This window comes from Nonomuraea antri (assembly GCF_013283785.1).
GTDB classification, from domain to species: Bacteria; Actinomycetota; Actinomycetes; order Streptosporangiales; family Streptosporangiaceae; genus Nonomuraea; species Nonomuraea antri.
Genome location: NZ_JABCPZ010000039.1, coordinates 17,894 through 32,197 on the forward strand (window position 1 = coordinate 17,894; position 14,304 = coordinate 32,197).

The 14,304-nt window shown below is 70.9% G+C and carries 8 protein-coding genes; 3 read left to right on the plus strand and 5 right to left on the minus strand.

Annotation, left to right across the window (positions count from 1 at the left end):
• Nucleotides 1-133 precede the first annotated feature (133 nt).
• Together HII36_RS15735 and HII36_RS15740 are read left to right on the plus strand one after the other, a co-directional pair.
• On the plus strand, nt 134-3,163 hold the full coding sequence (locus tag HII36_RS15735; RefSeq protein WP_328807726.1) for a M14 family metallopeptidase: 3,030 nt from the start codon (nt 134-136) through the stop codon (nt 3,161-3,163).
• 134 nt (nt 3,164-3,297) lie between these two features.
• The gene (locus tag HII36_RS15740; protein ID WP_173523922.1) at nt 3,298-4,731 is read left to right on the plus strand and encodes an aldehyde dehydrogenase; all 1,434 of its coding nucleotides are present in this window, start codon (nt 3,298-3,300) and stop codon (nt 4,729-4,731) included.
• 199 nt (nt 4,732-4,930) lie between these two features.
• Here the strand turns inward: HII36_RS15740 and HII36_RS15745 are convergent, their stop codons facing one another.
• From HII36_RS15745 to HII36_RS15765, 5 genes are all read right to left on the minus strand, one after another.
• On the minus strand, nt 4,931-5,683 hold the full coding sequence (locus HII36_RS15745) for an alpha/beta hydrolase (RefSeq protein ID WP_236003537.1): 753 nt from the start codon (nt 5,681-5,683) through the stop codon (nt 4,931-4,933).
• A gap of 13 nt (nt 5,684-5,696) precedes the next feature.
• Nucleotides 5,697-8,159, minus strand: a complete 2,463-nt coding sequence (locus HII36_RS15750; RefSeq protein ID WP_173523923.1) for an ATP-binding protein — start codon at nt 8,157-8,159, stop codon at nt 5,697-5,699.
• A gap of 52 nt (nt 8,160-8,211) precedes the next feature.
• On the minus strand, nt 8,212-8,625 hold the full coding sequence (locus tag HII36_RS15755) for an AMP-binding protein (protein WP_173523924.1): 414 nt from the start codon (nt 8,623-8,625) through the stop codon (nt 8,212-8,214).
• Nucleotides 8,626-8,681: 56 nt separating this feature from the next.
• Complete coding sequence (locus HII36_RS15760; RefSeq protein ID WP_173523925.1) at nt 8,682-11,102, minus strand: ATP-binding protein; 2,421 nt, start codon at nt 11,100-11,102, stop codon at nt 8,682-8,684.
• A 112-nt stretch (nt 11,103-11,214) separates the two neighbouring features.
• Nucleotides 11,215-11,958: an AMP-binding protein gene (locus tag HII36_RS15765; RefSeq protein WP_173523926.1), complete on the minus strand. Its 744-nt coding sequence runs from the start codon at nt 11,956-11,958 to the stop codon at nt 11,215-11,217.
• 264 nt (nt 11,959-12,222) lie between these two features.
• On the opposite strand from HII36_RS15765, the gene typA reads away from it, so the two are divergent.
• Complete coding sequence (typA, locus tag HII36_RS15770; RefSeq protein WP_173523927.1) at nt 12,223-14,073, plus strand: translational GTPase TypA; 1,851 nt, start codon at nt 12,223-12,225, stop codon at nt 14,071-14,073.
• Nucleotides 14,074-14,304 lie beyond the last annotated feature (231 nt).

The following is a 14,304-nucleotide window of genomic DNA, read 5'->3' on the forward strand; positions in this document are numbered from 1 at the left end:
ACGCCGGAACTGACGCACCTTTGGCGAACTATATGCCCATTTGTCGGGATAGATTGACCCCCAATATTGGGCCTTGCCTGGAACGCGACATGGGTCTGAGATCGAGTCGACCTCATCTGCGAAGGGGCAGAACGTGTCTCGAACCATGACCCTCGCCGCGGCCGTCGTCGTCGGCTTAGCCACCTCCATCGTGGGCGTGGCCGTACCGGCAGTCGCCTCGGTGGATCCGCTTCCCCCCGCCGATCGCATCGAGCTCTACCAGCTCGACAGCCCGCCGGGCACCGCGCAGGAACTCAGGGAGAAGGGCTTCGACGTCGTCCAGCAGGAGAGCAAGGACGGCAAGGAGCACATCGAGCTGACCGCGGCCCAGGTGGACCTCGACACCCTCAAGAAGCTCGGGCACCAGCCCGAGCCGGTACGCAACCCGCAGGGCCAGACCCAGCTCGAGGCCGCCAAGGCCCAGGCGGCGGCCGGCTACACCGTGTTCAAGTCGTACTCGGAGCCGGGCGGCATCGCCGACCAGCTCAAGGCCATCGCGAACGCCAACAGGGACATCGTCAAGCTCCAGTCCATCGGCAAGTCACTCAACGGCCAGGACATCCTGGCGGCCAAGGTCAGCACCGGCGCCCGCCACCTGCCCGACGGGCTCAAGCCGGCCACGCTGTTCTCGGCCACCCAGCACGCCCGCGAGTGGATCGCCACCGAGGTCGACATGCGGCTGCTGAAGTACGTGGTCGCGAACAAGGCCACGCTGAAGGACCTGCTGCACAAGACCGAGCTGTGGTTCGTCCCGGTGGCCAACCCGGACGGCTACGACTTCACCTTCACCGAGGGCAACCGCCTGTGGCGCAAGAACCTGCGTGACAACAACGGCGACGGGAAGATCACCAACGGCGACGGCGTCGACCCGAACCGCAACTTCCCCACGAACTTCCACTACGACGAGGAAGGCTCGTCGAGCATCCCCAGCAGCGAGACCTACCGCGGCAGCGGACCGGCCAGCGAGCCGGAGACCAGGGCCATGGACGGCCTGCTGAACCGCGTCCGCTTCGAGATGCAGCTCAACTACCACTCCTACGGGCCGCTGCTGCTGTACCCGATCGGCTTCCAGATCGCCACGGAGACCGCGGACAACCCGATCTACGAGGCGCTCACCGGCACCGACGCCAACCCGGCGATCCCCGGCTTCGACCCCGACCTGGGCGCCGAGCTGTACACCACCAACGGCGACACCAACGACCAGGCGCACGCCAAGTACGGCACGCTGTCGTGGACGCCGGAGCTCAACGAGGGCTGTGAGGGCTGCGGATTCGTCTTCCCCGACAACGAGGCGCTGGTGCAGGCCGAGTTCGAGAAGGGCATCCCGTTCGCGCTCGACGTGGCCAAGTCGGCGATCAACCCGGTCGAGCCGGTCACCCACCTGGGCAACACGACCCCCGACTTCGTGATCGATCCGTTCGAGGTCAGCTACGGCAAGAACCAGACCGTCCAGGTCAACGCCAAGCGCAAGCTCGGCCCGGTGTTCCTGAACTACCAGGTCAACGGCGGCCGTACCAAGGTGGCGCTGACCGGCGAGTGGCGCGGCGGCGAGCGTTACGGCAAGGGCTACAACCGCTACTACCACTGGATGCGCGGCAAGATCACCGGCACCAAGCCTGGTGACAAGGTCAAGGTCTGGTTCAGCTCGTTCGGCAAGAAGAGCGCCGACTTCACCTACACGGTCGCCGCCGACATCGGCGGCAAGGTGCTGGTGCTGGCCGCCGAGGACGTCACCGGCCTCAGCCCCGCGCAGGGCGTGACCGAGGCGAAGTACGCCGACGAGTACGCCAAGGCGCTGGAGGAGTCCGGCCACACCTCCGACGTGTACGACATGGACAAGATGGGCCGCAAGGCCCCGCACCCGCTGGGCGTGCTCAGCCACTACAAGGCCGTGGTGTGGGAGACCGGCGACGACATCATCCCGAGGTCGACCGGGCAGGTGGGCGGCACGACGTCCAAGGCCGGCGTGGACACCGAGCTGGCCGTGCGCGACTACCTGAACGAAGGCGGCAAGCTGCTGCACGCGGGCAAGTACCCGTCGTACGCGGCCAACGCCAACGGCTCGTACTACTACCAGCCCGACCAGCCGGCGCAGGGCGAGTGCACGGTGCCGAACGACCCGCCGTGCATCCCGGTCTTCAACGACTTCCAGCAGTACTGGCTGGGCGCCTACGTCTTCTTCGACGACGCGGGCACCGACCACTCGACGAACCAGCCGTACCCGCTCAAGGGCGTGGCCGGCGCGTTCGACGGGTTCGACGCCACGATCGAGCCGGGCCACACCAACTCGTTCGTGGCCACCTCGGCGATCCTGCCGGCCGCGCAGTTCCCGCGCTTCGCCAGCTCGGCGCCGCTCAAGTGGGTGCGTCCCGGCGGCCCGTTCGACCCGCACACCGGGTCCTGGGACGTCTACAGCGGCATCGCCGACGTCTCGTGGAAGCGCCTGACCAAGACCATCGACCTGACCGGCAAGTCCAGCGGCGACCTGTCGTTCTGGACGTCGTTCGACACCGAGGCCGACTGGGACTTCCTGACGGTCGAGGCGCGGACGGCCGGCGGTGACGACTGGACGACGCTGCCCGACGCCAACGGGCACACCAGCCAGAACACCGGCGAGAGCTGCAAGACGGAGAACAGCGGCGGCTGGCGCGTGATCCACCCGTTCACGCAGCGCTACCAGGGCGTCAACTGCGAGCCCTCCGGCTCGTCCGGCGCCTGGCACGCGGCCTCGGGCAACTCGGCCGGCTGGCAGCAGTGGAAGATCGACCTGACCCCGTACGCGGGCAAGCAGGTCGAGATCTCCATCTCCTACCTCAGCGACTGGGCCACCCAGGGCGCGGGCGTCTTCCTGGACGACTTCAAGGTCACCCTGGACGGCGCGACGGCCGAGGAGACCTCGTTCGAGTCGGACCTGGGCGGCTGGAACGTCGCCGAGCCGCCCGCGGGTTCGTCCGTCTCGATCAACAACTGGTTCCGCACGGACCAGGTGTTCGAGGAGGGCGCGGGCATCGCCACGAAGGACACGGTCTATCTCGGCTTCGGCGCCGAGAGCCTGACCAGCCAGGCCACGCGTACGGACCTGGTCAAGCGGTCCATGCAGCATCTGCTCGGCGATCACCGGTAGTCGTCCGAGCGGTCAGCGAGGGGCGCGGCGGGCACTCGCCGCGCCCCTCTTGCGCGTGCCGACAGAACATGATTCGGTCGCCTTGGGACTTTCTCCGAACAAGCAAGCATTCGGTTAAGCAGGAGGCTCACGACATGCGCCAGCACGACACGCTGTTCATCGGGGGCGAATGGGTGGCCCCAGCGGGCACCGGAACGATCGACGTGATCTCCCCCCACACCGAGGAGGTCGTGGGCCGGGTCCCCGACGGCACGCCGGCGGACATGGACCGCGCGGTCGCCGCCGCCAGGCAGGCCTTCGACCACGGGCCGTGGCCCAGGATGAGCTTCGCCGAGCGGGCCGCCGTCATCGGCCGGCTGGCCGAGATCTACGCCGCGCGGCAGGGCGAGATGGCCGCGCTGATCACCGAGGAGATGGGCTCGCCCATCACCTTCTCCAACCTCGCGCAGGCGCCGCAGCCGCTCGGCATGCTGCAGTTCTACGCCGAGCTCGGCCGCACGTTCGAGCAGGAGGAACAGCGTCCAGGCCTGTTCGGGCCGATCACCGTGCGCAAGGAGCCGGTGGGCGTGGTGGCGGCCGTGGTGCCGTGGAACGTGCCCCAGTTCGTCACGATGACCAAGGTCGCGCCCGCGCTGATCGCCGGCTGCACGGTCGTGCTCAAGCCCGCGCCGGAGACCCCGCTCGACGCCTACCTGCTGGCCGAGATGGCGCAGGAGGCCGGGCTGCCCGCGGGCGTGCTCAACATCGTCCCGGCCGGACGCGAGACCGGCGAGCACCTGGTCTCGCACCGGGACGTGGACAAGGTCGCCTTCACCGGCTCCACCGCGGCCGGCCGCCGCATCGCCGCCATCTGCGGCGAGCAGCTCAAGCGGGTCAGCCTGGAGCTCGGCGGCAAGTCCGCGGCGATCATCCTCGACGACGCCGACCTGCAGGCCAGCATGGGCATGCTGGCGATCGCGTCGCTGATGAACAACGGACAGGCGTGCGTCGCGCAGACCCGCATCCTGGCCTCGCGCAACCGCTACGACGAGGTCGTCGAGGCGGTGGCCGGCATGGTCACCGCGCAGCCCGTCGGCGACCCGTCAGACGCCGCGACCGGCATCGGCCCGCTGGTGGCCAAGCGGCAGCAGGAACGCGTCGAGGGCTACATCAAGATCGGCATGGACGAGGGCGCCAAGGTCGTCGTCGGCGGCCTGGACCGGCCCTACGACCGCGGCTGGTACGTCGCGCCCACCGTGTTCGCCGGCGTCACCAACGAGATGCGCATCGCCCGCGAGGAGATCTTCGGCCCGGTGCTGGCGGTGATCCCGTACGAGGACGAGGCCGACGCCGTCCGCATCGCCAACGACAGCGAGTACGGGCTGGCCGGCACGGTCTGGACGGCCGACACCGAGCACGGCATGGACGTCGCCCGCCAGGTGCGCACCGGCACCTACGGGGTGAACTGCTACATGATCGAGTCGAACTCGCCGTTCGGCGGCTACAAGGCCAGCGGCGTCGGCCGCGAGCTCGGCCCCGAGGGCCTGAGCGGCTACCTGGAGTACAAGTCGATCTCCCGCCTCGGCTGAGACCGGCCGTCGGGACAGGACCCCGCTCCCCCGCGGGGCCCTGTCCCGGTGCCGATGGGTGACCCAGCGCGCCCCCGCGACGCTGGGCAACCGCCCGACTACTGAAGTATGTCCCATGGTCACCGACCGGCGGTTTCCTTCCCCAGGGACTTTTCTCCCGGCGGATTCCTCCCATCCGCCATAGGTAGACGTCTTTTATTCACAAAAGGTTCGAGGAGATCCACTTACCGATTCTCCGGACCAGTTCCGGCGTCGCGGCCGACTCCGCGTGGCCGTAGCCCGGCTCGATCCACAGCTCCTTGGGCTCGCGGGCGCCGGCGTACAACTGGTGGGCGTGATCGAGCGGGAAGAACCCGTCGGCGTCGCCGTGCACGATCAGCAGCGGGGTGGGCGAGACGAGCCCGGCCGCCTCGTGCGGCGGCAGCGGGACCGGGTCCCACCGGCCCGTGGCGATCCTGGTGCGCTTGGCCACCCGGGCCGCCCACCGGCCGAACGGCTGCTCGATGGCCCAGTGCACCTGGCGCATCGGCCGGGTGCCCCGGTAGTACCAGCGGGCGGGCCCGCTCACCGCGGCCACCGCGTCGACGCCGCCGTGCAGCGCGGCGTGCCGCACGGCCACCGCCGCGCCCATCGAGAAGCCGACCACCGCGATCTTGGAGTAGCCGATCACCCGGGCGTGCCGCACGGCCGCCTCGACGTCCAGGATCTCCAGGTCGCCGACCGTGGTCCGGCCGCCGGAGCGGCCGTGGCCGCGGAAGTCGAAGGCCACCACGCCGCCGAACCCGTTCAGCACGTGCACGATCCTGCGGGCGGTGCGCTCGCGCCAGGACCCGGTGAAGCCGTGCGCCACCACGATGCCCAGCTCCGTCGCCGCGGACGGGGTGTGCGCGGCGTCGATGCGGACGCCGTCCGCGGTCCTGAGCATGACGGGGAAGTGTGGTGCGAAAGGCATGCGAGAAGACTAGTTACCCGTGGTCGCGGCCATGTTCGGCGGCCCAGACCGCGATCTGCGCCCGTGAGGTGAAGCCCAGCTTGTCCATGATGTTGGCGATGTGCCTGGCCACCGTCGCCGGGCTGATCACCAGCTCCAGGGCGATGGCCCGGTTGCTCAGCCCGCGTCTGAGCAGTTCGGCGACCTCCAGCTCGCGGCCGGTCAGCGCGCTGTAGGCGAGCGTGGCGACCTGCGGCGACTCCACTGTCACCGGATCCCCTGACACCGGATTCCCTGCCGCCGGATTCCCTGCCGCCGGATCCCCGCCGAGCACCCGGGCGGCCACCTCGTCGGGGCTCTGATCGCCGCCCCTGGCCCACAGCAGCGCCACGCGGCCCTCGCCGAGCTCGGCCCGGGCCAGGGCGAGCAGGTCCTGGACGCGGCCGGGCGTGCCGTACTGGCCGATCGTCTCGCGCAGCGCGGCCGCGGCGGCGGCGGCCAGCACGGCGCCGTCGAGGTCGTCCTCGGCCAGCGCCAGCGCCGACAGCGCGGTCAGCGCCCTGACCTGCCCCCTGCGCTGACCGGTGCGCCGGCTCAGGTCGAGGCTGCCCGCGATGTGCCGCCTGGCCGCGGGGAAGTCGTGCAGCAGGGCGCAGACCCGGCCGAGCTGGGCCTGGCAGCGGGCCAGCTCGATGAGGTTGTCCATGTCGGCCAGCAGGGGCACGGCCGTGGCGTGGTGCTGCCTGGCCGCCTCCAGGTCGCCGGCCGCCTCGGCCACCGCGCCCAGGTGGGTCAGCGCCCTGGCGATGCTCCAGTGGTGCCCCGACTCCCTGGCCAGGGCCAGCGCCTCGACGCCGTAGCGCTGGGCCTGGCGCAGGCGGCCGTGGAAGAGCGCCAGGTTGAGCCGGGCGATGCGGGCGGTGGCCAGGTTGAACAGGTCGTCGTGCGCCTCCGCGGCCGACTCCAGCTCCTCCAGGTAGCGCCGGGCCGCGTCTCCGCGCCCCAGCCGGAAGTGCACGGTCAGCGCGACGCCGTAGGTGACGCCGAGCCAGTGCGTGTACGGGTGCTTCCGCTGCTCCGCCACGCCCGCCTCGACCAGCTCGGCCGCGCGCGGCAGCTCGTCGCGCACCTCCAGCCCGTACGCCAGCGCGCCCTTGGCCACCGCGACCAGGTCGGCGGGCACCTCGCGCAGGTCGAGCGCCAGCAGCCGCTCGTGCCAGCCGACCGTCTCGGCCAGGTCGCCGCGGACCGCCAGGATCGACAGGGCGGCGCGGGCCAGGCGCAACCCGAGCACCGGATCGGCGGCGGCCACCGCCCGGTCGAGCGCGATCCTGGCATCGTCGAGCAGGGTCCGGCCGCGGCTGAAGTGGGCGAAGCGGTCCGGCCACGGCTTGCGCCGGTCGAGCGAGCCCGCCTCGTAGCAGCGCTCCATCTCCTCGCAGATCACCCGCAGGTGCCTGTCGCGCACGCGGTCGGGCTCGCCGGCCTCGCGCAGCCGGTCGGCGGCGTACTCCCGGATGGTGGCCAGCAGCCGGTAGCGGCCGGACGCGCCGTGGTGCAGCACCAGGGACTTGTCGACCAGGCCGTGGAGCAGGTCGAGCACCTCCGGCCCGCGCACGATGCCGCCGTCGGCGCACACCCGTTCGGCCAGGCGCAGGTCGAACAGCCCGGCGAACACCGACAGCCGGCGCAGCAGCACCCGCTCCTTGGGCCGCAACAGGTCGTGGCTCCACTCGACGGCGGCCAGCAGGGTGCGCTGGCGGGCCGGCGCGGTGCGGTCGCCGACGGTCAGCAGGCGGAACCTGTCGCCGATCCTGTCGGCGATCCTGCCGGGGCTCAGCGCCGCCGCCCTGGCCGCGGCCAGCTCCAGCGCCAGCGGCAGCCCGTCGAGCGCCCGGCACAGGCGGACGACGTCGTCCATGTCGCTCGTCACCGCGCGGGCGCCGGCCGCCAGCGCCCGCTCCACGAACAGCAGGACGGACTCGGCGTCTGGACGGTGTTCGTCGGGCAGCTCCAGCGGCGGCACCCGCCAGACCAGCTCGCCCTGGATGTGCAGCGGCTCGCGGCTGGTGAGCAGGAACCGCAGCTCGGGGCACGCGGCCAGCAGTTCGGCCACCAGCTCGGCGCAACGTTCGACGAGGTGTTCGCAGTTGTCCAGGACGAGCAGGGCACGCGCGCCGCGCAGCCGCACGAGCAGCGCGTCGAGCAGCCGGCCCGACACGTCCTCGCGCACGCCGAGCGCCTCGACCACCTCGTTCACGATCAGGCCGGGATCGGCGACCCTGGCCAGCTCGACCAGCCACACGCCGTCGGCGAAGGTCGGCGCGACCGCCCCGGCCACCCGCAGCGACAGGCGGGTCTTGCCGATGCCGCCGACGCCGCTGAGCGTGATCACCCGGTGCTGGTGGACGAGCGCGCACAACTCGGCCACGTCGCGCGCGCGTCCGACGAAACGGTTCGGCTCTGCGGGGAGGTTGTGCGTGGCATGCGCGCTCATGTGCGTCCCAGGGGGTAGCGGGAGGATCACATCGTGCTCAGTCTCCCCCTCTTCAGGCGCCCGCGCGATCACTTTCCGTGCAGAATCGGCGACTGGACGGATACGAATCGGCCGCCCCCAGGTCGGCCACGCTCATCACGATCCGCACCCGCGATTCCTCCGCCGCGTCCAGCGCGTGCGGGGCGTCGCAGACCATGACCCGGGCGCCGCTGGCCTCGATGCGCGCCCGCAGGTCGACGGCGTCGAGCTCGATGGGCACCGGCCAGGCGGTGCCGCCCGCGGCGATCACCGCGTCGGTCGTCACGAGCAGGTCGATGCCCACGGGCAGGCAGACGAGCACGGTGTCGCCCGCGCGCACTCCGCTGCGCCGCAGCTGGACGGCCGCCGTCGCGGTCTTCTCGTCAAGCTGCTGCTCGGTGAGTCTCAGGCCGGTGCCCGAGTCCACCATGACGATGCGCTCATCCATGACGCCCACCGTAGGGAGGGCGTCTCGTGCACACATGGGGGAGAATATGCAGATCCCTATGCAGAAGGCTGCGGGTGCTCGGCGGCCCACACCGCGATCTGGGCGCGCGAGGTGTAGCCCAGCTTCTCCATGATGTTCGCGATGTGCCTGGCGACCGTCGCCGGGCTGATCACCAGCTCCTCGGCGATGGCCCGGTTGGACAGCCCGCGGGTGAGCAGCGCGGCGATCTCCAGCTCGCGCGCGGTCAGCAGCGAGTGCCTGGCCGGGCTGGTGGCCGCGGGCGCGGGCGGCGGCGGGGTCAGCCGCTCGCCGTCCAGCACGTGCCTGGCGGCCGCGTCGGGATGCATGGCCCGGCCGCGCGCCCAGAGCGAGGCGGTGCGGCCGTCGCCCAGTTTGGCCCGGGCCCGGGTGAGCAGTTCCTCGATGCGGCTGGTGGCCGACTGCTGCCCGATGGACTCGCGCAGCGCCGACGCCGCCGCCGCGGCCAGCACCGCGGCCTCCAGGTCGCCTTCGTGCTCGGCCAGCACGGACAGGCCGACCAGGCACCTGGCCACGCCCTGCCGCTGCCCGGTCTCCCTGCTCAGCGAGAGGCTGGCGGCCAGGCGCTCCCTGGCCACGGCGAACTCGCGCAGCATCGCCGCCACCCGGCCCACCCTGGCCAGGCAGCGGGCCAGGTCGAAGACGTTGCCGAGCTCGCTCAGCCAGGGCACGGCCATCTCGTAGTGCGACTTGGCGGTGGCCACGTCGCCGCGGGCCTCGGCCACCGCGCCGAGCTGCACCGCCGTGCGGGCCATCATCCAGCGGTGCCCGTGGTCGCGGGCGCGGGCCAGCGCCTGCTCGCCGTGCCGCTGGGCCTCGCGCAGCCGGCCGCGGGTCAGCGCCAGCGCCGACAGCCCGGCCAGCCCGGCCGCCTGGTTCCACCGGTCGCCCGACTCGGTGGCCAGCGCGAGCCCCGCCTGGGCGTGGTGCAGCGCCTCGTCGGCGCGGCCCATGCGCAGCAGCACCACGACGGACAGGCTGTGCATGACGCAGCGCGGGAACGCCGCGTCCTCGGCCATGCCGGCCAGGCTCTCCGTGGCCAGCTCCAGCGAGCGGGTCAGCTCGTCGCGCGCCTCCAGCCCATAGGCCAGGTACGCCTTGGCCTGCGCGATCTGCTCCCCCGGCACCTCGGCCAGGTCGAGCGAGAGCAATCGCTCGATCCAGCCCACGATCTCGGTCAGGCTGCTGCCCACCGGGAGCAGCCCGGTGCTGGTGGCGCAGAGCCGCAGCCCCAGCGACACGTTCCCGGACTCCACCGCCCAGTCGAGCGCGGCCCGCTGGTCGTCGAGCAGCGACCTGCTCATGGTGAGCGCCGCGCGCCTGCGCTCCCACGGCACCCCGGCCTCGACCATCTCGGTGGCGAAGTGGCGTTCCTGCAGCGCGCACAGCACGTTCAGATGCCGGTCGAGCAGGACCTCGCGCTCGTCGGCCTCGCGCAGCCGCTCGACCGCGTACCGCTTGATCGTCTCCAGCAGCCGGTAGCGGCTGCGGCTCTCGTCGCACTGCACCAGGGACTTGTCGACCAGCCCGCCCAGCAGGTCGACGATCTCGGGCTCGGCGATGGGCCGCTCGGCGCAGACGCTCTCGGCCAGGTCGAGGTCGAAGGAGCCGGCGAACACCGACAGCCGGCGCAGCAGCACCTGCTCCTTGACCGACAGCAGGTCGTAGCTCCACTCGACGGCGGCGAGCAGCGTGCGCTGCCTGGCCGGGGCGGTGCGGCCGCCGGTGGTGAGCAGCGAGAAGCGGTCGTCGATGCGGTCGGCGATCTGGCCGGGGCTGAGCAGGCTCGTACGGGCCGCGGCCAGCTCCAGGGCCAGTGGCAGCCCGTCGAGCGCCCGGCACAGCCTGACCACGTCGTGGTGGCTCTCCTGGCCCAGCCTGGTGCCCGCGGCGGCGGCCCGTTCCATGAACAGCTGCACCGACTCCGCGTCGGCGGCGTCGCCCTCGGGCAGGTCGAGCGGCGGCACGCGCCAGATCAGCTCGCTGGCGATGCGCAGCGGCTCTCTGCTGGTGGCCAGGACGCTCAGGCCGGGGCAGGCGGCCACCAGCTCGGCGGCCACCTCGGCGCACCTGAGCACCAGGTGCTCGCAGTTGTCGAGCAGCAGCAGGCAGCGCAGGCCGCGCAACCGGGCGGCCACGGTGTCGAGCAGCGGACTGCTGCCCTCCTCGCGCACGCTCAGCACCCGGGCGATCTCCTGGACGACCAGCTCGGCCCGGGTGATCCTGGCCAGCTCGACCAGCCAGACGCCGTCGGGATAGGCGGGCAGCAGCCGGGCGGCCACCCGCAGGGCCAGCCGGGTCTTGCCGATGCCGCCGACGCCGCACAGGGTCACCACGCGGGTCTCGGCGATCAGCTCGCACAGGTCGTCGAGATCACGTTCGCGTCCGACGAACCTGTTGGGTTCTGCTGGAAGGTTGTGCCTGGGGGGATCTGGCATGTGGTCACCCTGCGTCGCGGAAGGATCACACTCTCCCACAGTGTCGCACTTTTCACGTGTCCCTGGCCGCACTCCGTGAGACGGCCGGCCGCCGCACGAGCCGGCGGCGCGCTCACAGGGCGAGCGAGCTCACCACGGCCCGTTCGTCGATGACACGCAGGGTCGGGTCGCCGAGCAGCCGCCTGGCCAGGTCGTACGGCGCCACCACCATCGTGGCCCGGTGTTCCTGGGCCAGCACCCGGCAGCCCACCAGGCTGGGCTCGTGCGCGATCACCACGCGGGCCCCGGCCAGCATGGCCAGGTCGAGCACGCGCAGCCCGGTGAAGGGGTCGCCGACCGCGGCCAGGACCACGTCGTCCTTGGCGATGACCAGGCGGGCGGCGACCTTGCGCAGGTCGGTGGTCAGCTCGGCGTGGTCGAGCACCCGCTCGCCGTCGACGCTCAACGCTGGACCGGCCAGCGGGCCGAACTCCAGCGTCGCCTCGCCGATCAGGCCGGCGAACGGGAGCGCGCCGGGAAACGGGCGGACCGCGAAGACCTTGCGCACCTCGGCCTTGGGCGGCTCGGCCGGGCCCCTGGTGATCATCATGTCGGCCGGGCCGGTGGATCTGAGCACCGCGACCCCGCCCGCCCACGCCACGGCGTGCACCGCGACGGGCAGCACCGCGCCGAACGGCAGATCGACGATCACCCGGCGGCCGATGCGCAGGCCGTGCCTGCGCAGCCCGGCGGCGGCCTTGGTGACCCGTCTCCTGAACGCCGTGTACGACAGCGCCTCGCCGGTCCTGACGTCCTTCACCGCCGGCTGATCACCCTGGATCGATGCGGAGTCCATGACCAGCTCTGTCCACGTCATGACGTCAATCTAGAGACCGGGGGCCGCCCTGCCATGCGCAGGATTGTGCAACCCGCTATGTACGTCGGCCCCGTACCCTGGGGAATATCCCGCGGCCCGCCCGCGTCGTTCAGAAGTGCCCGCGCGTACGGTGCCCGCTCGTACAGTGCCCGCGCGTACGTCTGAAGGCACCTCGTCCCGCTCTTGCCACAAGAGGGGATCAACTAGACTTGGGAGGCCGCGATTTCGCGCGGCCGCCCCCACGACACAGAGCGAGACGTCATCATGCCTTTGAACAGCCGCGACGACCTGCGGAACATCGCGATCATCGCGCACGTCGACCATGGCAAGACCACGCTGGTCGACGCCATGCTCTGGCAGTCCGGGGCATTCCGCGCGAACCAGGATGTCGATGACCGGGTCATGGACTCCAACGACCTCGAGCGCGAGAAGGGCATCACCATTCTCGCCAAGAACACCGCGGTCAAGCACGGCGGGATGACCCTGAACATCATCGACACCCCCGGCCACGCCGACTTCGGCGGGGAGGTCGAGCGCGGCCTGTCCATGGTCGACGGCGTGGTCCTGCTGGTCGACGCCTCCGAGGGCCCGCTGCCGCAGACCCGTTTCGTACTGCGCAAGGCGTTCGCCGCGAAGATGCCGGTCATCCTGTGCATCAACAAGGTCGACCGCCCCGACGCCCGCATCAAGGAGGTCGTCGACGAGGTCTACGAGCTGTTCATGGACCTCGACGCCACCGAGGAGCAGATCGACTTCCCGATCGTCTACGCCTCGGCCAAGGCCGGCCGGGCCTCGCTGAACCGTCCCGAGGACGGCGGCATGCCCGACTCCGAGGACCTCGAGCCGCTGTTCGACATCATCAAGTCGACCATCCCGGCCCCGACGTACGACCCGAGCGCGCCGCTGCAGGCGCACGTCACCAACCTCGACGCCTCGTCCTACCTGGGCAGGATCGCGCTGTGCCGCATCCACCAGGGCGTCATGCGCAAGGGCCAGCAGGTCGCCTGGTGCCGCACCGACGGCTCGATCCAGCGGGTCAAGATCACCGAGCTGCTGATGACCGAGGCGCTGGAGCGCAAGCCGGCCGAGGAGGCGGGCCCCGGCGACATCATCGCCATCGCCGGCATCCCGGAGATCATGATCGGCGAGACCCTGGCCGACCCGGAGGACCCGCGTCCGCTGCCGCTGATCACGGTCGACGAGCCGGCCATCTCGATGACCATCGGCACCAACACCTCGCCGCTGGTCGGCAAGGTCAAGGGCGCCAAGGTCACCGCCCGCATGGTGAAGGACCGCCTCGACAAGGAGCTCGTCGGCAACGTGTCGCTGCGGGTGCTCCCGACCGACCGTCCCGACGCCTGGGAGGTGCAGGGCCGCGGCGAGCTGGCGCTGGCCATCCTGGTCGAGCAGATGCGCCGCGAGGGCTACGAGCTGACCGTGGGCAAGCCGCAGGTGGTCACCAAGACCATCGACGGCAAGCTGCACGAGCCGGTCGAGCGCCTGACGGTCGACTGCCCCGAGGAATACCTGGGCGCGGTCACCCAGCTCCTGGCGGTGCGCAAGGGCCGCATGGAGCACATGACCAACCACGGCACCGGCTGGATCCGGATGGAGTTCGTGGTCCCGGCGCGCGGCCTGATCGGCTTCCGCACCGAGTTCCTGACCGAGACGCGCGGCACCGGCCTGGTGCACCACGTCTTCGACTCCTACGAGCCGTGGTTCGGCGAGCTGCGCACGCGCAACAACGGCTCGCTGGTGGCCGACCGCTCCGGTCCCGTCACCGCGTTCGCCATGCTCAACCTGCAGGAGCGCGGCACCCTGTTCGTCTCGCCGACGACCGAGGTGTACGAGGGCATGATCGTCGGTGAGAACTCGCGTTCCGACGACATGGACGTGAACATCACCAAGGAGAAGAAGCTCACCAACATGCGCTCCTCCACGAGCGAGGAGACCGAGAAGGTCATCCCGCCGCGCACCCTGTCGCTGGAGCAGGCGCTGGAGTTCATCCGCGAGGACGAATGCGTGGAGATCACTCCCGACGCCGTCCGCATTCGCAAGGTGGTGCTCGACGCGGCCATACGTGGCCGGGCCGCGGCGCGGGCCAAGCGCAGCTAGTTTTTCGTAGTTCTCTAGAGTGGCTCCGCCCGTTCGGGCGGAGCCACTGTCATGTATGGGAAAATTCGGTTAATGCGCCGCGACTACCCAGAACTCGGCAGGTCAGGGTCAGTAAGCATGACCTCTACCTCCGCTCTGCCTCGTGCGATGGTTGGACGCTCCCGGGTCACGCTGTAAAGAAAAGTTGTAATGGGAGCAGCTGTAATCACACCGTGACCCTAAGAGATAGAA